The organism is Streptosporangium sp. LJ11 (assembly GCF_051918945.1).
In the GTDB taxonomy this organism is placed as follows: domain Bacteria; phylum Actinomycetota; class Actinomycetes; order Streptosporangiales; family Streptosporangiaceae; genus Streptosporangium.
Window position 1 is genome coordinate 1 of record NZ_JBPXMB010000007.1, and the last position, 22,052, is coordinate 22,052.

Sequence of the window (22,052 nt, forward strand, 5' to 3'; positions counted from 1 at the left end):
GGGCCGCAACCCCAACTCCGACGGTGTCGAATACGGCCTCCTGCCCTACCGGCCGGGCCTGCTGACACTGCAGCGCTGACCGGTGTGACACCGATCCGGCTCAGACGTTCCTGACGTCGGAGCGGGCGGGCTCGGCGCGAGGCCGAGCCCGCCCCCAGGGTCACGCAGGGAGCCCAGATCATCCTGCCGACCCGGAGCGACTCCCCCTGCTGATCACCCCCTGAACCGCCCCGGACGCGGCGAGCGCTCTGAGCCGCCGCGTCCGGGGCCACCAACACCCCCCGTCGAGACCGCCCAAGGGAGACAACAGGTGAGACCCCTACTTCGCGCGGCCAGGAGGAGATCTCGCCGCCTGGTCCTCTGGACCGTGAGCCTGTTCCTGCTGACCACGTTGCTCCCGTCCTTGGCCAGGGCCGACAACCCGATCGTGCAGACGATCTACACGGCCGACCCGGCGCCGCTCGTCCACAACGGCCGCGTGTACGTGTACACCGGCCACGACGAGGACGGCTCGACGTACTTCACCATGCGCGACTGGCGGGTGTACTCCTCCACGGACATGGCCAACTGGACCGACCACGGCTCCCCCATGAGCCTGGCCACCTTCGCCTGGGCCGACGCCAACGCCTGGGCCGGCCACGTCATCCCCCGCAACGGGAAGTTCTACTGGTACGTCCCGGTGCGGAACCGGGCGACCGGCGGAATGGCCATCGGCGTCGCGGTCGGCGACAGCCCCACCGGGCCCTTCCGGGACGCGCTGGGCCGCCCGCTGGTCGAGAACGGCGAGATCGACCCGCACGCGTTCATCGACGACAACGGCCAGGCCTACCTGTACTGGGGCAACCCCCGCCTGTGGTACGTCCGGCTGAACACCGACATGATCTCCTTCTCCGGCGGCGCGACCCAGATTCCGCTCACCACGGCGGGGTTCGGCACGCGGAACGGCAACGCCAGCCGTCCCACCCTCTACGAGGAGGGGCCGTGGGTCTTCAAGCGCAACGGCCTCTACTACAACGTGTTCGCCGCCGAGTGCTGCTCGGAGTTCATCGGCTACTCAACGGCCCCCAGCGCCACCGGGCCGTGGACCTACCGGGGAACGATCATGCCGAGGCAGGGGTCGAGCTTCACCAACCACGCCGGGATCGTCGACTTCGCCGGTGGCTCGTACTTCTTCTACCACAACGGCGCCCTGCCGGGCGGCAGCGGTTACACCCGTTCGGTGGCCGTGGAGAAGTTCACCTACAACGCCGACGGCACCATCCCGACCATCAACATGACCACCGCCGGGCCACCGCAGGTCGGCACCCTCGACCCGTTCGTCCGCCAGGAGGCCGAGACCATCGCCTGGGCGTCCGGGGTGGAGACCGAGGCCTCCGGCGAAGGCGGCATGAACGTCGGCTTCATCGAGAACGGTGACCACGTCAAGGTCAAGGGCGTCGCCTTCGGCACCGGGGCGTCCTCCTTCACCGCCCGGGTGGCCTCGGGCACCAGCGGCGGCCGGATCGAAGTGCGCCTCGGCAGTGCCACCGGCACCCTCGTGGGCACCTGCACCGTCCCCGGCACCGGCGGCTGGCAGAGCTGGACCTCGGTCACCTGCCCGGTGTCGGGCGCGACCGGCACCCGCGACCTCTACCTGCGTTTCACCGGCGGCAGCGGCTACCTGTTCAACCTCAACTGGTGGCAGTTCGCCCCGAGCGGCGGCAGCGGCGGGAACCTGCTGGCCAACGGCACGATGGAGGACGGCACGACGAGCTGGACCAGCTCCGGCGGCACCCTGTCCTCCGCCACCACCGTGGCTCACGGCGGCAGCCGGTCCCTGCTCAACTCCGGCCGTACGTCCGCCTGGCAGGGCCCGCACCAGAACGTGACCGCGCAGCTCACCAACGGCAAGAGCTACACCACGAGCGTGTGGGTCCGCTCGCAGAGCGGCACCCCCAGCGCGAAGGCGACCCTGACGCTCACCGCGAACGGCACGACGAGCTACCTCCAGCTCACCCCGGCGCAGACGGTCAACGCCGGCGGGTGGACCCAGCTCACCGGCACGGCGACGGTCTCGTGGACCGGGACACTGACCAACGCCTCCTTCTACGTCGAGACGGCCGCGGGCACCGACAACCTCTACATCGACGACGCCTCCTTCCAGTGACGGGAGACGCGCCATGCCAGGACACCGGTCACCGCTGACGGCCGTCGCGGTCACGACCCTCGTCGTCCAGCGGCCAGCCGGCGAGAGCACCACCTTCGTCCCGCCCCGGTGGAACGGCTCGCCCGCGGCCGGCACGAGCACCACCTTCGGCCCCATGACCGGCGACAGCGCGACCACCCCCCGGTCCTCTGCGCCTGACCATCGCTAGGAGCGACATCAATGAGAAAACAACGAGCACGTGTGCTGCTGAGCCTGGCGGCGCTGACCTTGGCGCTCACCCCCGCCACCCAGGCGCAGGCCCTGGAGAACGGCGTGGGCCGCACCCCGCCGATGGGGTGGAACACCTGGAACACCTTCGGCTGCAACATCAACGAGACCCTGATCAAGCAGACGGCCGACGCCATGGTCAGCAACGGCATGCGCGACCTGGGATACCAGTACGTCGTCGTCGACGACTGCTGGATGGACCCCAACCGCGACTCCGCCGGGAACCTCCAGGCCAACCTGTCGCGGTTCCCGAGCGGCATGAAGGCGCTCGGCGACTACCTGCACGCCAGAGGGCTGAAGTTCGGCATCTACCAGGCCCCCTTGGACAAGACCTGCGCCCAGTACTTCGGCTCCTACCCCGGCGCGACCGGCAGCCTCAACCGCGAGGTCCAGGACGCCCGGCAGTTCGCCGCCTGGGGCGTCGACTACCTGAAGCACGACTGGTGCTCCCCCACCGGCACCATCGACGACCAGGTACGCATCTTCGCCAGGATGCGCGACGCGCTGGCGGCGACCGGGCGGCCGATCCTCTACAGCATCAACCCCAACAGCATCCACGAGAAGACCGGCCCGATGCGCAACTGGGGCGACATCGCCAACATCTGGCGCACGACCGAGGACATCACCAACGCCTGGAACACCGGTCAGACCAACGGCTACCCGATGGGCATCCAGAACATCGTCAACGTCACCGTCCCGCTGGCCTCGTACGCCAAGCCCGGCCAGTTCAACGACCCCGACATGATGGAAGTCGGCCGCGGCGGCATGAACGACACCGAGATGCGCAGCCACTTCGCGCTGTGGGCCATGATGGCCTCGCCCCTGATCGCCGGGAACGACGTCCGGAACATGGACAGCGCGACCAGCACGATCCTGAAGAACCAGAACCTGATCGCCATCAACCAGGACACGCTCGGCCTCCAGGCCACCCAGATCAGCAATGACGGCACGCGCCGCATCCTGGCCAAGCGCCTGAGCAACGGCGACGTCGCGGTCGCCCTGTTCAACCAGGGCGGCAGCACGACCACGATCAGCACCACCGCGTCCGCCATCGGCCTGTCCGGCAACTCCTTCGGCCTGCGCGACGCCTGGAGCAACGCCGTCACCTCGACCACCGGGAACATCTCGGCGAGCGTGCCGGCGCACGGCACCGTCGTGTACCGGGTCAGCGGCGGCACGCCCAACCCCACCCCCACTCCCACTCCCACGCCCACCGCGTCCACGTCCCGCATCCAGGGCGTGGGATCGGGCCGGTGCCTCGACGTGACCGGCGCCTCCCAGACCAACGGCACCCTGGTGAACATCTGGGACTGCAACGGCCAGAGCAACCAGCAGTGGACCTCCACGGCGGCCGGTGAGCTGCGGGTTTACGGCAACAAGTGCCTGGACGTCAACAACAACGGCACCGCCGACGGAACCGGCGTCCTCATCTGGGACTGCAACGGGCAGAACAACCAGAAGTGGCGGTTCAACTCCGACGGCACCATCACCGCCCTCGGTGCGAACAAGTGCCTGGACGTGCCCAACAGCTCCACCGCCAACGGCGTCAAGCTGCAGATCTGGACCTGCAACGGCCAGAGCAACCAGCGGTGGAACCGCATCTGATCACAACCCGCTCGAAGTCCGATTCCTCATGACCACGTGAACCGCCGGAACCCGCTCGCCGCCGTCGACGCCGTCCATGCCGGCCCCGAGACGGCGGCGGACACCGGCGGTTCACACGGCCCCCTCCACTCCACCCCCCTGGGAGTTCACATGTCACCCCTCAGCCGACGCCAGTTGCTCCAGGCTGCAGGCCTCACCGTCGCCGCGACCGCCGCGGGCCAGTTCACCGGCGCCGCACCCGCCTTCGCCGAGATCGCCCCCGTCCGACCCGACATCGGCGTGTCCGCCTACGCGTTCGAGCTGGGGCGGGTGCGCCTGACCTCCGGCCGCTGGCTGGACAACCAGAACCGCACCCTGTCCTATCTGCGGTTCGTCGACGTCAACCGGCTGATGTACGTCTTCCGCGCCAACCACCGCCTGTCCACCCAGGGCGCGGCGGCCAACGGCGGCTGGGACGCCCCCAGCTTCCCCTTCCGCAGCCACATGCAGGGGCACTTCCTGACCGCCTGGGCCCAGGCGTACGCGGTGACCGGTGACACCACCTGCCGCGACAAGGCCAACACCATGGTCGCCGAGCTGGCCAAGTGCCAGGCCAACAACGGCGCCGCCGGCTTCAACACCGGCTACCTCTCCGGCTTTCCCGAGTCCGACATCACCGCGCTCGAGGCCCGCACGCTGAGCAACGGCAACGTGCCGTACTACTGCATCCACAAGACCCTGGCCGGGCTGCTCGACGTGTGGCGTTACATCGGCAACCTCCAGGCTCGCGACGTGCTGCTGGCGCTGGCCGGGTGGGTCGACTGGCGGACGAGCCGGCTGACCTCCAGCCAGATGCAGGCCATGCTGGGCACCGAGTTCGGCGGGATGAACGCCGTCCTGACCGACCTGTACCAGCAGACCGGCACCGCGCGCTGGCTGACCGCCGCCCAGCGGTTCGACCACAACAACGTGTTCAACCCGCTCGCGGCGAACCAGGACCAGCTCAACGGCCTGCACGCCAACACCCAGGTGCCCAAGTGGATCGGCGCCGCCCGGGAGTACAAGGCCACCGGCACGACCCGCTACCGCGACATCGCCTCCAACGCCTGGCGTATCACCACCGGCGCGCACACCTACGTGATCGGCGGCAACAGCCAGGCCGAGCACTTCCGGGCGCCCAACGCCATCGCCGGGTACCTGGCGCGTGACACCGCCGAGGCCTGCAACACCTACAACATGCTGAAACTGACGCGGGAGCTGTGGCTGCTGGACCCGAACCGGGCGGACTACTTCGACTACTACGAGGGGGCCCTGATCAACCACCTCATCGGTCAGCAGAACCCCGCCGACGCCCACGGGCACATCACCTACTTCACCCCGCTCAACCCCGGCGGCCGCCGGGGTGTCGGTCCCGCCTGGGGCGGCGGCACCTGGAGCACTGACTACAACTCCTTCTGGTGCTGCCAGGGCACCGGTATCGAAGTGAACACCAAGCTGATGGACTCCATCTACTTCCACAACGGCACGACGCTGACGGTGAACCTGTTCACCCCGTCGGTGCTGGACTGGAGCCAGCGCGGCATCACGGTCACCCAGACGACCTCCTTCCCGGCGAGCGACACCGTCTCGCTCCAGGTCACCGGCGACGTCGGCAGCTCGTGGTCGATGCGCGTCCGCATCCCCTCCTGGACGAGCGGCGCCACGATCAGCGTCAACGACGTCCAGCAGGACATCGCCACCACGCCCGGCTCGTACGCGACGATCACCCGGTCGTGGACCTCGGGCGACACCGTGACCGTGCGCCTGCCGATGCGCGTGGTCATGAAGGCCGCCAACGACAACCAGAACGTCCAGGCGGTCACCTACGGGCCGCTGGTGCTGTCGGGCAACTACGGCAACACCGCGCTGTCGGCGCTGCCGTCGCTGAACCCCGCGTCGGTCACCCGGACGAGCACCTCGGCGCTCACGTTCACGGCGACCGCGAACTCCGCGACCGTCAACCTCATCCCGTTCCACGACGCCCACGGCCACAACTACACCGTTTACTGGAGCACCAACGGTCAGGTCGGCACGGGGACGGCGAGCTTCCGGCTGCAGAACGCGGCGACCGGGCTCGTCCTCGGCGTCCAGAACATGTCCACGGCCGACGGCGGCCTGGCCGTGCAGTGGGCGGACAACGGCACCGCCGACCACGACTGGGTCCTGGTCGTGGACGGCAACGCCGTCAAGCTGCGCAACGTCCACAGCGGCAAGGTCCTGGGCGTGGAGAACATGGCCACCACGGACAACGCCCGCGTGCTGCAGTGGGGCGACACGGGCACCGCCGACCACCGGTGGACGCTCGTGGACGTCGGGGACGGGACCCACAAGATCCGCAACGTCAACAGCAACAAGCTGCTGGCCATCCTGAACGGCTCCACGAGCCAGGGCGCGCAGGCCGTCCAGGACCCCGACAACGGCAGCGGCGACAACCAGTGGCGCTTCCTGCCCACCGGCGCGCGCCGCATCCAGAACGTCGCCAGCGGCATGGTGCTGGGCGTGACGAACATGTCCACCGCCGACGGCGGCCTGGTGGTCCAGTGGGGCGACACGGGCACCGCCGACCACCTGTGGACGGCCGTGACCAGCACCGGCGGCTACCTCAAGCTGCGCAACTCCAACAGCGGCAAGGTCCTCGGCGTCGAGAACGCCTCGACGAGCGCGGGCGCCCGGGTGCTCCAGTGGTCCGACACCGGCGCCAACGACCACCGCTGGCGCCTGCGGTACGGCACCAACGGCTCCTTCCGCATCCAGTGCGCCAACGGCGGCCGCGTCCTGGGCGTCAGCGGCGGATCCACCGCGCAGGGCGCCCAGATCGTGCTGGCCGACGACACCGGCGGCAACGACCGCCTGTGGCGATTCCTGTGAGCGATCCACGATGGACGACGCGGGCGCCACGGTCACGAGGAACCGGGACCTGATCGCCGGCGACCGGCGGACCGTCACGGGCGTGTGACCGCACGGCCCTTCGCGCGTCGACGCGAAAAAAGGGGGGCCGGGCCCTTGGCCCGGCCCCCCTCCTCAGGTGACCGGTTCGAGCCGGGTGCGGGGGCCTTCCAGGCGCAGCCTCAGCATCGGGGCGACCGTCCCGCCGAAGTGGGCCCGCTCGACCGGGCCCCGGTAGTCGAGGAAGCTGACCACGCGCAGGTCGTCGAGCACCATCCAGGCGTAGGCCTGGTCGGGCTGGGCCGCCGGGTTCCCGATGACCAGGCCGGAGCCGTTCAGGGGTTCGTAGGGGCCCTCCATCGTCGCGGAGACGAAGCCGTACAGGCCGGTCGGGGCGGCGCCCTCCGGTTCGAACGACTGGCGGTGGGTGCAGAAGAACAGGTAGTGCAGGCCGCCGTGGGCCACGATGTGCGGGCGTTCGATCTCGCGGTTGATCCCGTCGGCGACCAGGAGCGGCGGGCGCAGCGGCAGTCCCTCGGACTCCGGGCCGGTCAGCGCGACGGCACCCATGTGGCGGTCGCCCCACGGAACGGAGGCCGCGATCAGCAGGTGGCCCCGGAACCAGGCCGGGTCGCGGAAGGCCCGGATCCGCCCGGGCCCCCCTTCGCGTTCGTCGGCCGGAAGGTAGAACCCGCCGCCGGAACGTACGATCTCCCGATGCTCGGCCGATCTCGGCTGCCCGGGTCTCCCGTCGAGCGGCAGACGCGCCTCGACCACTCGTTGCACGAAGGTGGGCCGCTTCTCGTCGCGGTGCCCGGTCGCCGTGTAGAAGACCGACACGGTGCCGTCCGTACGCCGGATCGCCGTGCCGGACCACTCGCGGCTGCCCGGTGACCCACCGTCGGGGAAGACGTTCCCGAGGTCGATCCACTTCCCTTCGTCCAGGGTGAGCAGGCGGATGCGGGCGACGTCGTGGCGGTCCTCCGGGTGGCCGGCCGCCGGGGCGGTCAGGCCCATCCAGAGTTCGCGGCCGTCGAAGAGGGCGGTGGCACCGTCCTCTTCCTGGATCGGCCACATGTCCCACAGGTCCAGGCCGGGCAGCGCCGCCTCGACGGGGCCGAGGATGGGCGGTGCGGTCGTCGCCGGGTCCCCGGTGATCAGGTCGAGATGGCGCCGCGTCCACCGGGTCGTCGTGCTCACTCGTTCTCGTCTCCGTTCAGGGCCGCTCGGGCCAGTTCCGCCGCGCCGGTGATCCCGGACAGGTTCCCGAGTCCCGGCGGGGTGATGACGGTGTCCAGGGGATAGCCACCGGCCAGTTCGGCGGCGCGGGCCCGGACCAGGTCGAGCAGGCCGGGCCGGCCGCCGACCCCGCCACCGATGATCACCGCCTGCGGAGACACAACGGCGACCAGGTTGTGCACGGCCAGCGCCAGGTACTCCGCCTCCAGTTCCCACGGCTCGCCGTCCCCGAGTTCCTGCGCGGGCCGCCCCCAGCGCTGCCGCATCGACGTCCCCGAGGCCAGCCCTTCGAGGCAGTCGCCGTGGAAGGGACACGCGCCGGGGAAGGGATCGCGCGCGGTGTCGTGGGGCAGCCGCATGTGCCCGGCCTCGGGGTGGGTGCGCCCGTGCAGCGGGCGCCCACCGACGATCACCCCGACCCCGACGCCGGTGCCGACGGTCATGTAGGCGAGCGTGTGCAGCCCCCGCCCGGCGCCGTGGCGCAGCTCACCGATGGCGGCACCGTTGACGTCGGTGTCGAGCCCGACCGGCACCCCGAGCCCCTCCCGGAAGGGTGTCACCACGTCGGTGCCCGACCAGCCGGGTTTGGGGGTGGCGGTGATGCGCCCGCTCGCCAGGTCGACCGGCCCGAAGGTGGCGACGCCGACCGCCGCGGGGGCGGGATGGCGGCGGAAGAAGCCGACGGCGGCCGGGACGGTCTCGTCGGGGGTCGTCGTCGGGACCACCTCGGTGGCCACGATCCTTCCGTCGGTGTCGGCGAGCGCGCACACCCATTTCGTGCCGCCGGCCTCGACTGCTCCATACATGGTCATCCCTTCAGTGAACCCTGGAGCAGAGCCGTGACGAAACGCCGCTGGAAGATCAGGAACACCGCGAGCGTGGGGGTCAGGATGAGCAGCGAGCCCGCGCACAGCAGCGGGATGTCGGTGCCCCACTGTCCCTGGAAGGCCCCCAGAGCCCCGGACATGGTGCGTTGCAGCGGGTCGTCGACCAGCACGATGGCCAGCAGGAACTGGTTCCACGTCCACAGGAACAGCAGGATCGCCAGTGACGAGGTCGCCGGGGCGGCCAGCGGCACGTGCACCCGCCAGAAGAGCTGCCAGGTTCCGGCGCCGTCGATGCGGGCGCTCTCGGACAGCTCCTCGGGCATGTTCACGAAGTGGGCCCGCATCCAGAACACCGAGAACGGCATGAACAGCCCGATCAGCGGCAGGATGATCGCCCACCGGGTGTTCAGCACGCCCATGTCGCGCACGAGGTAGTAGAGCGGTGTGATGATGCCCTCGAACGGCAACGTCAGCCCCAGCAGGAACGCCACGAAGACGAACCGCCGTCCGGGGATGCGCAGGTGCCCGATGGCGAATCCGGCCATGGTGGCCATGACCAGCGAGATCGGCACCACCCCGAGCACGATCAGCGCGCTGGACGTGAGCAGCTCGGTCATCCGGGCGGCGGTGAACGCGGTGACGAAGTTGCCCCACTGCGGGTCGTCGGGCCACTCGAGACCCAGCGGGTAGCTGCCCGAGGGGTGGAGCGCGGTGACGAGGAGGCTGACGAACGGCATCAGCGTGGCCGCCATCAGCACCAGCAGCAACACCCTGCCGGTCCAGGCCTCACGACGATCGAAGATCATGATTTGCGTTCCCTGGTGAGCCACTGGATCGGCAGCGCGCACGCGATCACCAGCACGGTGAGGACCACCGCGAGGGCCGAGGCGAGGCCGACCTGGCGTTCGGAGAAGGCCAGGTAGTAGATCTCCAGGCCGGGCACCATGCTGGCGTTGCCGGGCCCGCCCTGGGTCGAGATGTAGACGATGTCGAAGCTGGCCAGCGCGGCCACGACCGTGACGGTGACGCAGACCCCGATCTCCTGCCGCAGGCTGGGCAGGGTGATCGAGAGGAACTCGCGGAACGGGCCGGCGCCGTCGAGGCGCGCGGCCTCGTACAGGGCCGGATCGATCTTGCTCATTCCCGCCAGCAGCAGGAGCGTGCACAGTCCCAGGAGCACCCAGGCGCCGATCACCCCGACCGCCGGCAGAGCCGTCGAGAAGTCGCCCAGCCAGGCGCGGGTGATCCTCTCCAGCCCGACGGCCGTGAGGATCTGGTTCACCAGCCCGGTCGAGGACAGCAACCAGCTCCAGGTGATCCCGGCCGCGACCAGCGGGATGACCTGCGGCAGGAAGATGACCGTACGGGCCACCAGCGCGAGGCGGCTGGTGGCGATGCGGCGGATCGTCGCCGCGATGGCCAGCCCGAGCACGACCGGGACCGCGCTGAAGAACGCGATCAGTTTCACCGCGTTGAGGATGGAGGCGAACAGGTCGGGGTCGGTGAAGACCCGCAGGTAGTTCTGGACCCCGGTCCAGGTGGCCACGCCGATGCCGTCCCACCTGTAGAGGGAGTACTGCACCGTCATGGCCAGCGGCTGGATCACGAACACGACATAGAACGCGGCCGCGGGCAGCACGAACACCCAGCCGGCCCATCTCGGCCCGCTCCGCCGTCTCACGGCCGCCTTCACCTCAGCCTCCCTTGACCTGGCTCTGGTAGTCGGCCTGCACGCTCTTGAGCAGGCCTTCGGGGGTCTGTTCCCCGGCCACCAGCTTCTGCAGGTTCGGGGTCCAGCTCTTGGCGTAGATCGCGCCGGTGGCGTTGGCGATGAAGTCCATCGCGCCGTTGTCCCGCGCGATCCGCGCGCCCGCCGCGAGCGTGCTCTCGGTCACGCTGTCCTCCGCCACCGGCGGCATCGGCCCGTCGGCCGGGCCCATCGGATGGGAACCGCCGATCTGGACGCCGATCGTACGTGCCTGCGTGTCGGTGGCGACCCAGTCGAGGAACGCGGCGGCGCAGTCGGTGTTCTTGGCGTTCGCCCCGATGCCGAACGCCAGCGGGGCCGACATGGCGGCCCGCTTCCCGCCGGCCTGGGCCGGTGGCATCAGGAAGAAGCCGATGTCGCCCGCCATCTTCTTGTCGAGGTTGCCCGACTCCCAGTCGCCGTTGAACATGAACAGGCCGTCGCCGCCGATGAAGCGGCTCATCATCGTGGCGTAGTCGACGGCGTTGACGTCCTTCCAGAAGTATCCGGCCTTGACCCACTTCTCCAGGTGCCGGGCCGCCTGGAGGTTGGCCGGGGTGTCGATGGTCGCGCCGGACTTCTGGAAGATCCACTCGTTGATCGGCGCGGGCGGGCCGTAGGAGGCCATCAGGTCCTGGAGCGGGAAGGCCAGGCCGCCGGTCGCGCCGCCGTTGAACTGGGCGATCGGCGCCAGGCCCGCGTCCTTGGCCTTGGCCAGGGCGGCGTCGAGGTCGGCGAGGGTCTCCGGCGGGTCGGTCATGCCGATCCGCTCGGCCAGCTTCTTGTTGTAGAACACGCCGGTCATGGAGAAGTTCAGGCCCATGGCGTAGAGGGAGCCCTCACCCCGTACGGCGCCGCCGGGCGCCATGCGCATCTGTTCGAGCTGGGAGGCGGGCCACTTGTCCCAGCCGTAGACCTTGGCGTACTCGTCGAGGTTCTTGAGCAGGTTGTTCTTGACCAGCTCGGAGACCTGGGGAAGGCGCATCAGGTCCGGCGGGTCGTCGGCCAGCACGCGCGGGGCGTTCTGGGTGATCACGGCGAACTGGTCCTCGCGGATGTCCCAGGTGACGTTCGGGTGTTGCTTGGTGAACTCGGCGGTGAGCGCCTTGGGCAGGGGGAACCCGGTTTCGAAGTAGCCCTTCAGCGTGACCGGCGCGGTGCCGCAGGTCGGCGCGGCCGACAACGACGACGCGGCGGCCGTCGGCTGCGCGGTGCCGCTTCCCGGCGCCGCGCAGGCGGCGGCCAGGCTTCCCCCCAGGATGACCACCATCGCCACGCGGCTCCGGCGGGAGTGAACTCGACGAGACATGGTGCGTCTCCCTTTGCTAAATCGGATTAGCGATGCGATAGTCTCACCGCACGCATCCGACGGTGTCAAGGCCCCGTAATTCGGTTGGAATGTTGGAGGTCCCTCCCGTGAGTCGACGTCGGGTCACCTTGGCCGATCTGGCCCAGGCCGCCGGAGTGTCCCGTACCACCGCCTCGCTCGTAATGACGGGCAGGGGCCGTGAGCTGCGCATTTCCCACGACGTCGAGCAGAAGGTACTGCGTGCGGCGGACGAGCTGGGCTACCGCCCGAACGCGGTCTCCATCGGGCTGCGCACCGGTACGACCCGCACGATCGGCTTCGTCTCCGACACCGTCGCGACCTCCCGCCTCGCCGGAGACATGATCAAGGGCGCCCTGGAGGCCGCCCGCGAGCGCGGCGTGATGTTGTTCATCGGTGAGACCGAGGGCGATCCCGAACTGGAGCGCGCCCTGCTGCACGCCATGCAGGACCGCCAGGTCGACGGCATCATCCTGGCCGCCATGTACACCCGGACGATCAAGGTCCCGAAGGATATCGGCCCCGCCGTGCTGCTCAACGCGCTGCCCAGGCCGGCCTCCGACCTGCCGTCGATCGTGCCCGACGAGGTCGGGGCCGGCCGCTCGGCGGCCCGGGTGCTCCTGGAGGCGGGCCACCACGAGGACGTCTACCTGATCGGGGCCGGACCGAGGTCACGCGACGTGCCCGCCACCAGCGTCGCGGCGGTGGAACGCCTGACCGGCATCGAGGAGGCCGGCCTGAGGATCGCCGGAGCCCGCGTCTGCGCCGACTGGCAACCCGAGGAAGGCCTGGCCGCGACCCGGTCCCTGCTGGCCGGCCACCGGCCCCGGGCGCTGATCTGCCTCAACGACCGGCTGGCCCTGGGCGCCTACCAGGCGTTGAGCGACGCCGGGCTCTCCGTTCCCGGGGACGTGTCAGTGGTGTCGTTCGACGACCACCCCATCGCGTCGTGGATACGGCCCAAGCTGACGACCGTGGCGCTGCCGCACCACGAACTGGGACGCAAGGCGGTGGAGGTGCTGTTCGCCCAGATGGGCGAGGAGTCCGAACCCGGCCGGGTGCACCGGGTCGCCATGCCGGTGAGACACCGGGAGTCGGTCGCGCCCGCGTGACCCGCGCGGGATGAGCCGACCCGGCATTTCACTCCGACGGACGGTGGGAGCCGCCGGGTATCCGCACCTCACAACTTAGGCCCCCATCTATATTGACAATCATCAAATCAATGAGGTGGGCCGGGCTCTACTTAGACATTCCTCTAATCAGATGGGGGGCGGGTAGGGCTCAATGGACCGGACTCCACCTCCATCCCGGCACCCCTGACGATCAGCACGCGACTCACGGGAGAAACGATCATGAGCGATGGACAGCGCGGCACGGCGGCCGTGGGGATCGAGCCGTTCACGTCCCAGGGTGGCGAGCCGCCCGTGGTGGTGATCGGTGCGGGCCCGGTGGGCCTGCTCGCCGCCCCGCTCCCGCTGGTCACCGTCGGTGGCGGTGACGTTGACGGCTGCTGAGGCCGAGCACCGGCCGTCGACCGGCGCCGAAGCCGCACCGGCACGTCACGGCCGGCGCGTCGTCGCCGCCCTGGCCGTGACGCAGACCATCGGCTACGGCGTGCTCTACTACGCCTTCTCCGTCTTCCTCACCCCCATGGCGGCCGACCTGCACGCCACCGGCACCCAGGTCGCCGCCGCGCTGACCGGCTCGATCCTGATCGCCGCGCTGTGCGCCCCGCCGGTCGGCCGCCTGCTGGACGCCCACGGCGGCCGGGGCCTGATGACCACGGGGTCGGTCATCGGCGCGCTCGCCGTCCTGGCCTGGTCACGGGTCGAGAACCTGCCCCAGCTGTACGCGGTCTTCGCCGCGATCGGCGTCGCGTGCGCGATGGTGCTGTACGAAAGCGCCTTCGCCGTCATCGTCAGCTGGTTCGACGGTCCCGGCCACGGCCGGGCCAACGCCCTGCTCGCGCTCACCGTCGTCGCCGGGTTCGCCTCCACCATCTTCCTGCCGCTGACCGGGCTGCTGGTGGACTCCTACGGCTGGCGCACCGCCCTGGTGATCCTGGCCGTGATCTACGGCGTGGCGGCGATCCCGCTGCACGCGCTCGTCGTGCGCCGCCCCGCCCGCACCGGGCACCGGCCGGTCACGACCCGGGAACGGGCCGAAATCGTCAGGGCCGCCACCCGCCGGCGGCCGTTCTGGCTGCTGGTGATCGCCTTCACCGCCAACGGCGGCGCGGCGGCGGTGATGGCCGTCCTGCTCATCACCTACCTCATCCACCTGGGGCACTCACCCGTCCTGGCCGCCACGCTGGCCGGGCTGCTGGGAGTGTTGTCGGTGACCGGACGCCTGCTCACCACCGGCCTGCAACGCCGCCTGCCCGCCGATCTCATCGCCGCCGCGATCTTCACCCTGCAGGGCGTCGCCGCCGCGCTGCTCCCGCTGGCCGGGCGCACGGTGCCGGGCGCCATCGGCTGCGTGCTGGGGTTCGGGCTCGGCTTCGGCATCGCCTCCATCACCCTGCCGCACCTGCTCCTGCGGCGCTACGGCACGAGCGCCTACGCCTCGCGGTCGGGCCGCGTCGCCGCCTTCTCCGTCGCAGACAAGGCGCTGGCCCCGCTGGGCGCGGTCGCGCTGGCCCAGGCGGCCGGCTACACGTGGGTGATGGCGGCCGTCGCGGTGGCCTGCGCCGTCGCCGCGCTCGCGCTGGTCGCCCACCACCGCGCATGATTTCGGCCTGAGCGCCCCCACGATCTCCCACCACCTCAAGACCCTGCGGACGGCCGGGCTGATCGATTCCGAGCGCCGCGGCACCTGGGTCCGCTACCGGATCGTCCCCTCGGCGGTGGCCGGCTGGGCGCGCCGTTTTGATTAGATGTCTCTCTAACTTGACAGCTATCTAATCAAGATGGAACGCTGGGGCTACTTAGATATCCATCAAATCCGATGATCGGTGCGGCGCGAGAACGTGCGCCACCGATCCGAAAGGGGCACACCATGGCAAGCGAGAGCACCGGCGGATTCATCGGGGACCTGCTGGAAGCCTTCACCCCGCCCGCGGCCGGAGGGTGCTGCGGAGGCCCCGCTCCCACCGCGTCCGACGACGCCGTCTCCGTGGCCGTGTCGTGTTGCGGAGGTACGGCCGAGGCCGGGCAGGCCGCCCAGACCGGGTGCTGCGGCCGGGCACCGGCCACCCCGGTCGCCGCCACCGCCGGTGACGCCCCCGGCGGATGCTGCGGATGAGCTCCCCGGCCCCCGTCTCCTCGCCCGTGCCATCAGCGGCGGCCGAGGCCCCCGGCCTGGCGGCCGCCGCCCGCCTGCTCGTCTCCACCGTCTGGCTGCTGGCCGGCGCGCGTCCCTGAGCGGGGCCGGCGGACCTGGACCGTCGGTGTACGGGCCCGCGGGGTGCGGCCCGGGTCGCCCGTCGGGTCCCGTCGGGCGACCTCACCGGGATTCGGCGAGCGCCACGAGCCGTGCGGGTACGTGCTTGTGCCAGGGCGTTCCCGCGTAGGCGTCGCGGTCCTGGCTCGAGGTGAGCTCGTTGGGCGCGATCCCGGTGACGACCCGGCCGGCTTCGGGATCCAGATGGTCGACCCCGAACCCGTTGGGCAGCGAGATGTGCCCGGGGCGCATCCGGTCGGTCAGTTCCACGACGACCTCGACGCTGCCGCGCGGGGTGGTCAGCATCGCCCGGTCGCCGGTGGTCACTCCCAGGCGTTCGGCGTCGGAGATCCCGATCCGCAGCGCCCCGCCCATGTCGCGTTTGCGCCAGCTCGGGTCCCGGATGATCGTGTTGGCGGTGAAGGCACGCCGTTCGCCGGCCGACAGCACGAACGGCCATTCCCGGTCGCCGGCGGGTTCGGGCCGGTCGGCGAGTCCGGCCACCTCGGCGAGGAGCTCGGGGATGTGGAGCTGGACGCGCCGGCCCTTCAAGCGCCGCCAGGTCTCCTCCTGCACGTCGTCGGTGGTGACCAGGCCGTGCGGGCTGGAGATGATCGCGTCGAAGAGCCGCTCACCGGCCTCCGGGCCCTCGCCGTAGCCCGCCCGCTTCACTCCTGCGGGGTTCTCCTGGACGAAGCCGTGCGCCGCGCCCCACAGCACGGCCGCGGCCGCGGCGCCGTCGGGCAGTGTCGGCCCGAGCGTCCGGTAGAGCAGTACCGGAGCCAGCCGGGCGAGCTGCGGTCGCGAGCCGAGCACGTTCAGGAACGCCTCGGCGAACGCCGCACGGCCCTGGCCGGCCGCTTCCCGCAGCGGCTCGACGACCTCCGGGGTCAGCGCGCCCGAGGCCTCCACCAGCCGCGCGTGGATCTCCGGCTCGGGCAGCGGCCCGTCCGGCGGGTCCACGACCGGCCGGCGGAGATGGAAGACGTTGCGCGGGAAGTCGAAGGTGAAGAACGTCGCCTCCCACTTCTCGAACTGGGTCGGCGCCGGGAGCACGTAGTCGGCGAGCCGCGCGGTCTCGGTCATCGCGACGTCGATGACGACCAGCAGGTCCAGGGCCTCCAGTGCGGAACGCATGGCCACCGAGTCGGCCAGGGAGTGCGCCGGGTTCGCGCTCTCCACGAGCATCGCCCGGTAGCGGGCCGGGTGGTCGGTGAGAATCTCCTCGGCGATCACGTTGCAGGGCACCAGCCCGCTGATGATCTTCGCTCCGGCGACCGGGCTGACCGGCCCCTCGCCGACTTTGTGCCCGCGGTCACGGGCGATCGGCACCAGGTTGGAGAAGGCGTACTGCGTGCCCTGCCTGCCGAGGTTGCCGGTCAGTAGCCACAGCAGCCGCTGGACGTAGGAGACCACGGTGGAGTCGCGGTTCATCTGCACGCCCAGATCCTCGGTGACCGCCACCGAGGACGCCGAGGCGATCCTGCGCGAGGCCGCCCGGACCAGGTCCTCCTCGACACCGGCCGTCGCGCAGTAGCGGCTCACCGGCACGGCCGACAACGTCTCTCCGACCTCGGACAGCCCGTCGGCGTGCTCGGCCAGCCAGTCCTCGTCGATCAGCTTCTCCTGGACGAGGACGGCGGCCATCGCGGTCAGCAGGTAGACGTCGGTCCCGGGCCGTACCTGCAGGTGGAAGTCGGCCAGCTCGGCGGTCTCGGTCCGGACCGGGTCGATGACGATCATCGACCTTGCCGGGTCCTTGCCGATCTCCTTGAGCACCGTGCGTGCCCGGGGGAATCCGTGGGACTGGTAGGGGTTCTTGCCGACGAACACCGCGACCTCGCAGTGCTCGACGTCGGAGCGGGTCGGCGCGCCGAGCATGCGGGCGCTCACCCAGAACTCTCCGGTCTTCTCCTGGGCGAGGGCGCTGGAGCGGTACTTGGCGCCGAAGGCCTTCATCGTCGCCGTGGCATAGGTCCCGCCCAGGTGGTTGCCCTGTCCGCCGCCCCCGTAGTAGAAGATCGACTCTCCGGGCAGCGCGCCGAGCCGGGCGGCCACCTCACCGATCGCGGTCTCCCAGGAGATCTCCTCGAAGGTCCCGTCGGGCCGCCTGCGCAGGGGCCGGGTCAGCCGCTCGGCGCGCCCGTTCTGGTAGCGGTCGAGCTGCAGGGCCTTGTTGCAGGTGTAGCCCTGGGAGGCCGGGTGCAGCTTGTCGCCACGGATCTTGTCGAACGCCCCGGACCGGCCGACCAGGATCTCGACCCCGCAGTTGCATTCGCACAGGATGCAGGCGCTCGGCCGCCACTCGCCCATGATCGGTCCCCTTGACGCTCGGTGAGTTCTTTTTTGGAACTTAGTCAGTTCCGGAAAAGAACTCAATAAACTCCTGGCATGCGCTGGAAGGACATCGGGGACGTCGACTGCTCGGTCGCCCGCACCCTGTCGGTGATCGGTGACCGCTGGACCATGCTCGTGCTGCGTGACGCCTTCCTGGGCGTGCGGCGCTTCGAGGACTTCCAGAACGACCTCGGAGTCTCCCGGCACCTGCTGGCCGACCGGCTGGGCACCCTGGTCGAGCATGGGATCCTCGAGCGGCGCCCCTACAGCGAGCGGCCGCTCCGGCACGAGTACAGGCTGACCGCCAAGGGCCTCGACCTCTATCCGGTGATCATCTCGATCGCCGGCTGGGGCGACCGCTGGATGGCGGGCGAGGACGGCCCGCCACTCCCCCTGCGCCACCGGAGCTGCGGCGAGATCATCACCCCGGCCCTGACCTGTCCCTGCTGCGGCGAACGAATCGACCCCCGGCAGATGACCCCGGTCAGCCGGACGGCGTCACCCTGAGAGCCTCCTCGCCGGCGCCTCGCACAGCGCGAATCCAGGAGAGACCGCGACGCCACGACCGCCCGGGGAGGGGGCGCTCGTCGAGGGGCTCGTGCCGCACAGCGTCCCGTCGACCGACCCGATGACGCCCGGGCAGGTCCGCCGTGCCGTCCACCGGTACCTGCGCCGGTCCCCCTTCCCCGGGGAGCGTGATCGGAAAGCCGATGATCGCGGCCGGCTCGCCGTTCAGCACATTGAATCCGTAGATCTTTCTGTGCTCTGTATCAAATGTAACCCTTGGGCGGTTACAGTTCCTGCGTGCGTTTCATCCCCTTTGTCATGATTCCCCTCGCCCTCGCCGCTACCACCGCGTTCCCCGCCTCCCCCGCCTGGGCCATCACGAACGGATCACCCGACCTGACCGCTCACCCGCAGGTGGGAGCCGTCATCGGCGACAAGCCAAACGATGACGGCACATGGTCCTACTGCACCGGCACCCTCATCTCGCCCACCGTCTTCCTCACCGCCGCCCACTGCGCGGAAGGGGGGCAGAAGACCGCCCGGGTCTCCTTCTCCAGCCGCTACCGGCACGGGGACAAGATCTACACCGGCCGCTACGTCGTCGACTCGCGCTACAGGGACAAGTCCGATCTTCATGACATGGCCGTTGTCGTCTTCGACACGGCCGTTCCGGGCATCAAGCCCGCCAGGCTGCCCACCGAAGGTCTGCTCGACCGCCTCGAAGCCGCCAACGCCCTGAAAATAACGCGATTCACCCCGGTCGGGTACGGTGCCATGGTCTCGGCCAAGGCCTCGGCCAAGGGGAAGCACGTCTCCGCCAAGGGGAAGCACAAGGTGCGGCTGACCTACACCGACACCCGCCACCAGGCGTCCATCTCCTTCGGGGACCTCACCCGCAGGTGGCTCAAACTGTCGCTCTCCTCCAAGGGCGACGGCAGCACCTGCTTCGGCGACTCGGGCGGCCCGAACTTCCTGGGAGGACCCACCTCGGACCTGCTCGTGGCCACGACCATCAGCGGAGACGACGACGCGTGCAGGATGACCAACTACGACTATCGCCTGGACACCCCTCAGGCCCGGTCCTTCCTCAAGAAGTTCGTCACGCTTCCCTGAACAGGTGATCGCCCCGGCGGATCCCCGCCCCGTCACGTCCTTGAACAGGTGATCGCCCCGGCGGATCCCCGCTCCAAGGGGTCACCCGCCGGCTCAGGCCGGCGGCTTGCGGCCGGCTGGAGGAACCGCCGGGCCAGGAGTGCGGGCGCCTACGGTGGTCGCGGCGTCAGCCGAGCCGAGCGCGCGGCGAGGCGGGCGCGGCCGGGTCCGCGAGGCCGCGGGAACCGGACGAAGTCCATGTGATCACGGTATGGCCCTCAACCTGTACGCGGGAATCCCGGTCACCGACTACGCGGTGGCCCTGAAGTGGTACGAACGGCTGCTGGGCTCCCCGCCGACGTTCGTCGCGAGCGACACCGAGGCCGTGTGGGAGCTCGCGGAACATCGGTCCGTGTTCATCGAGCAACTGCCCGAGCACGCCGGCCACGCCATGCACACGGTCTTCGTCGACGACCTCGACGCGCTCGTCGCGCAGATCGCCGAGCGAGGACTCGACCCCGCGAAGCGGGAGACCTACTCCAACGGCGTGCGCAAGGCCACCTACCGTGATCCCGACGGGAACGAGATCGGGTTCGGCGGCGCCCCGCTGTGACCGCCCCGGGCCGGCGCGGCACCCCGTAACCGTCAGGTCGCCCCGAGCCTCGCGGACCGTCGTAGCCGCCGTAGCCGTCACGGCCGTCACGGCCGTCACGGCCGTCACGGCCGTTACGGTCGCCGTAGCCGCCATAGCCGCCGTGGACTCCACGGCCGATCGCGTGGAGGCCGCGCGATGTGATCGGGCCGCGGTTCGCCGGAGCCGCCGGAGGCGGCGCGCCGCCCGCCCGCCAAGCGGTTCCTGCCGCCACGTCCGATTGCTGAATTATTCATCTTGACCGGCGTGAAAGATGCACGCCCTTTTGGTGATCGATGCTCTGGCTGCCCCCTGGCCACGACCACATAATTGATTTACATCAGGAACAATTATGTCGGCGTCGAGGGGAGCGAAAATTGTCAGCCCTGGCCGTGCTTCGCCCGCCGGTGGACGCGCGTATTCGCCCGTGGTCCGCGGATGTCCGTCGAGGCCGTGGCGCTCGAACCAGCCGCCCAGGCCGTCGTCGGTCACGAATTCATTCGGCCCGGAATCAACGCTGAGAATAACTTAAGCCGCACCAGGAGACAGGAGAAAAAACCATGGACTCTCAGGTCAAGAAGCCACCACCACTGCTTCTGTTGTGCCTCGCCCAGTTCATGCTGACACTCGATTTCGCGATCGTGAACGTCGCTCTGCCGTGGATCAAGACCGACCTGTCCTTCACCGCCGGCGCCCTGCCGTGGGTCGTCGGAGCGTACGCGCTGTTCTACGGCGGCTTCCTGCTGCTGGGTGGACGCGTGGGCGACATCATCGGCCGCAAGCGCATGTTCGTGTGGGGCCTGGCGATCTTCACGATCGCGTCCCTGGTGGGTGGCTTCGCGACCAGCTCCATCGTGCTGATCATCGCCCGTGCCCTGCAGGGCTTCTCGGCCGCGGCGGTGGCCCCTGCCGTGCTGGCGATGATCGGCGCGGGCTTCCCCGAGGGAGAGGCGCGGGCCAAGGCCATGGGCGTGTTCGGCGCCGTGTCCTCGGTGGGCTTCGCCGGCGGCGTGCTCGCCGGCGGCGTGCTGACCGAGGTCTTCGGCTGGCGGGCCGTCATGTTCATCAACGTCCCGGTCGGTATCGCGATGGTCGTGCGCGCCGCGATCCGCCTCGACGACGACAGCGTGCGGACCAGGTCCGCGCGCATCGACGTGCCCGGCGCCATCCTGGTGACCGCCAGCATGTGCTCGATCGCCTACGCCCTGACGATCGCGTCCGACGAGGGCTGGGGCACCGCCGGTGTGCTGACCCCGCTGATCGCCGGTCTCGTGCTGCTGGCCGTGTTCCTGTTCGTGCAGACCCGCGTGTCCGCGCCGCTGGTGCCGCTCTCGATCTTCCGTAACCGCGGGGTGACGGGCGGCAACCTGGTCGCGTTCCTGTCGGGTGGTGTCATGTCCATCTCGACGTTCTTCATCACGCTCTACATGCAGCAGATCCTGGGCTTCTCGGCCATCCTCACCGGCCTCGCGTTCTTCCCCCAGGCCCTCGTGGTCGTGCTGGCGTCGCTGCCGGTGGCGAAGACGACCGCACGGATCGGGGCCCGTCCGGTGCTGACCGTCGGCGCCCTGTTCCTGGTGGCCGGTTCGCTGGTGCTGGCCCTCGCGCCCGCCGACGGCTCGTTCCTGCTGAACGTGCTGCCCGGCGGCATCCTGATCGGCGTCGGTGTCACGGTCATGATGATCAGCACCGCGGTGGCGGCCACGTCCGGTGTGGCCGGTGCCCAGATGGGCCTGGCGTCGGGCCTCTACAACTCGAACCGCCAGCTCGGGGTCGGGCTGTGCCTCGGTATCGCGGTGGCGGTGGCGTCGCTGGCCGCCGGATCCGGGCAGGGGATCTCCATCGGCGGGATCCAGACGGCGTTCTGGCTCTCCACCGCGCTCTCCGTGGTGATCGCGATCGTCTCCGCGACCGTCGTGCCGTCGGCGAGCAAACCGGCTCCCGACGCTCCGGCCGCCTCCGCCCCGGAGACCGAGCCCGCCCCCGTGGCCGGCCGGTAGGTCTTCCGCACGTTCGAGGGCCGGCCCCGGCGCATGCCGGGA

General features: G+C 70.1%; 19 protein-coding genes and 1 pseudogene. 14 read left to right on the forward strand and 6 right to left on the reverse strand.

All coding sequences use genetic code 11. From position 1 onward, the window contains the following. Nucleotides 1–310 precede the first annotated feature (310 nt). The 4 genes from ACTOQ3_RS12225 (at nucleotide 311) to ACTOQ3_RS12240 (ending at nucleotide 6,904) form a co-directional block, all read left to right on the forward strand. Entirely contained in the window at nucleotides 311–2,146 is a 1,836-nt protein-coding gene (locus ACTOQ3_RS12225) for a family 43 glycosylhydrolase (protein WP_440083496.1), read from the forward strand. A gap of 13 nt (nucleotides 2,147–2,159) precedes the next feature. Beyond that, nucleotides 2,160–2,354 carry a hypothetical protein gene (locus ACTOQ3_RS12230; protein ID WP_440083497.1) on the forward strand — a complete coding sequence of 65 codons (195 nt, stop codon included), beginning with the start codon at nucleotides 2,160–2,162 and terminating at the stop codon, nucleotides 2,352–2,354. An 11-nt stretch (nucleotides 2,355–2,365) separates the two neighbouring features. After that, nucleotides 2,366–4,018 (forward strand): glycoside hydrolase family 27 protein, encoded by a 1,653-nt coding sequence (locus ACTOQ3_RS12235; RefSeq protein ID WP_440083498.1) that lies wholly within the window; start codon nucleotides 2,366–2,368, stop codon nucleotides 4,016–4,018. A 150-nt stretch (nucleotides 4,019–4,168) separates the two neighbouring features. After that, nucleotides 4,169–6,904, forward strand: a complete 2,736-nt coding sequence (locus ACTOQ3_RS12240) for a beta-L-arabinofuranosidase domain-containing protein (protein WP_440083499.1) — start codon at nucleotides 4,169–4,171, stop codon at nucleotides 6,902–6,904. A 153-nt stretch (nucleotides 6,905–7,057) separates the two neighbouring features. Here the strand turns inward: ACTOQ3_RS12240 and ACTOQ3_RS12245 are convergent, their stop codons facing one another. The 5 genes from ACTOQ3_RS12245 to ACTOQ3_RS12265 are packed head-to-tail and all read right to left on the reverse strand — an operon-like array spanning nucleotide 7,058 to nucleotide 12,044. After that, complete coding sequence (locus tag ACTOQ3_RS12245; protein WP_440083500.1) at nucleotides 7,058–8,122, reverse strand: glycoside hydrolase family 68 protein; 1,065 nt, start codon at nucleotides 8,120–8,122, stop codon at nucleotides 7,058–7,060. Continuing rightward, on the reverse strand, nucleotides 8,119–8,973 hold the full coding sequence (locus ACTOQ3_RS12250) for an ROK family protein (RefSeq protein ID WP_440083501.1): 855 nt from the start codon (nucleotides 8,971–8,973) through the stop codon (nucleotides 8,119–8,121). The genes ACTOQ3_RS12245 and ACTOQ3_RS12250 overlap by 4 nt, the downstream gene beginning before the upstream one ends. After that, nucleotides 8,970–9,794, reverse strand: a complete 825-nt coding sequence (locus ACTOQ3_RS12255; RefSeq protein WP_440083502.1) for a carbohydrate ABC transporter permease — start codon at nucleotides 9,792–9,794, stop codon at nucleotides 8,970–8,972. The genes ACTOQ3_RS12250 and ACTOQ3_RS12255 overlap by 4 nt, the downstream gene beginning before the upstream one ends. Continuing rightward, a complete protein-coding gene (locus tag ACTOQ3_RS12260) occupies nucleotides 9,791–10,681 on the reverse strand; it encodes a carbohydrate ABC transporter permease (RefSeq protein ID WP_440083503.1) in 891 nt (296 codons plus the stop codon). Before ACTOQ3_RS12260 ends, ACTOQ3_RS12255 begins: the two co-directional genes overlap by 4 nt. A 1-nt stretch (nucleotide 10,682) precedes the next feature. Further along, a complete protein-coding gene (locus tag ACTOQ3_RS12265) occupies nucleotides 10,683–12,044 on the reverse strand; it encodes an ABC transporter substrate-binding protein (RefSeq protein ID WP_440083504.1) in 1,362 nt (453 codons plus the stop codon). Nucleotides 12,045–12,151: 107 nt separating this feature from the next. Here ACTOQ3_RS12265 and ACTOQ3_RS12270 point away from each other — a divergent pair, with 107 nt between their 5' ends. The 6 genes and pseudogenes from ACTOQ3_RS12270 (at nucleotide 12,152) to ACTOQ3_RS12295 (ending at nucleotide 15,424) form a co-directional block, all read left to right on the forward strand. Then, entirely contained in the window at nucleotides 12,152–13,174 is a 1,023-nt protein-coding gene (locus tag ACTOQ3_RS12270; protein ID WP_440083505.1) for a LacI family DNA-binding transcriptional regulator, read from the forward strand. 240 nt (nucleotides 13,175–13,414) lie between these two features. Next, nucleotides 13,415–13,576 (forward strand): hypothetical protein, encoded by a 162-nt coding sequence (locus ACTOQ3_RS12275; RefSeq protein ID WP_440083506.1) that lies wholly within the window; start codon nucleotides 13,415–13,417, stop codon nucleotides 13,574–13,576. Further along, nucleotides 13,563–14,792, forward strand: coding sequence for an MFS transporter (locus tag ACTOQ3_RS12280; RefSeq protein ID WP_440083507.1), 1,230 nt, complete (start codon nucleotides 13,563–13,565; stop codon nucleotides 14,790–14,792). Before ACTOQ3_RS12275 ends, ACTOQ3_RS12280 begins: the two co-directional genes overlap by 14 nt. Before the next feature lies 1 nt (nucleotide 14,793). Beyond that, nucleotides 14,794–14,937, forward strand: a pseudogene (locus tag ACTOQ3_RS12285) (ArsR/SmtB family transcription factor); the annotation flags it as partial. Between the two features lie 122 nt (nucleotides 14,938–15,059). Continuing rightward, entirely contained in the window at nucleotides 15,060–15,305 is a 246-nt protein-coding gene (locus ACTOQ3_RS12290) for a hypothetical protein (protein ID WP_440083508.1), read from the forward strand. Beyond that, complete coding sequence (locus ACTOQ3_RS12295) at nucleotides 15,302–15,424, forward strand: hypothetical protein (RefSeq protein ID WP_440083509.1); 123 nt, start codon at nucleotides 15,302–15,304, stop codon at nucleotides 15,422–15,424. Before ACTOQ3_RS12290 ends, ACTOQ3_RS12295 begins: the two co-directional genes overlap by 4 nt. An 82-nt stretch (nucleotides 15,425–15,506) precedes the next feature. Here ACTOQ3_RS12295 and ACTOQ3_RS12300 read toward each other — a convergent pair whose 3' ends face one another. Continuing rightward, nucleotides 15,507–17,756 (reverse strand): molybdopterin-dependent oxidoreductase, encoded by a 2,250-nt coding sequence (locus ACTOQ3_RS12300; protein ID WP_440083510.1) that lies wholly within the window; start codon nucleotides 17,754–17,756, stop codon nucleotides 15,507–15,509. Between the two features lie 78 nt (nucleotides 17,757–17,834). Here ACTOQ3_RS12300 and ACTOQ3_RS12305 point away from each other — a divergent pair, with 78 nt between their 5' ends. The 4 genes from ACTOQ3_RS12305 (at nucleotide 17,835) to ACTOQ3_RS12320 (ending at nucleotide 22,010) form a co-directional block, all read left to right on the forward strand. Further along, nucleotides 17,835–18,287, forward strand: coding sequence for a winged helix-turn-helix transcriptional regulator (locus ACTOQ3_RS12305; protein ID WP_440083511.1), 453 nt, complete (start codon nucleotides 17,835–17,837; stop codon nucleotides 18,285–18,287). A 297-nt stretch (nucleotides 18,288–18,584) separates the two neighbouring features. Next, nucleotides 18,585–19,400, forward strand: coding sequence for a S1 family peptidase (locus ACTOQ3_RS12310; RefSeq protein WP_440083512.1), 816 nt, complete (start codon nucleotides 18,585–18,587; stop codon nucleotides 19,398–19,400). 250 nt (nucleotides 19,401–19,650) lie between these two features. Beyond that, nucleotides 19,651–19,992 (forward strand): VOC family protein, encoded by a 342-nt coding sequence (locus tag ACTOQ3_RS12315; protein ID WP_440083513.1) that lies wholly within the window; start codon nucleotides 19,651–19,653, stop codon nucleotides 19,990–19,992. 578 nt (nucleotides 19,993–20,570) lie between these two features. Next, nucleotides 20,571–22,010, forward strand: coding sequence for an MFS transporter (locus ACTOQ3_RS12320; protein WP_440083514.1), 1,440 nt, complete (start codon nucleotides 20,571–20,573; stop codon nucleotides 22,008–22,010). The last annotated feature ends 42 nt before the right edge of the window (nucleotides 22,011–22,052 follow it).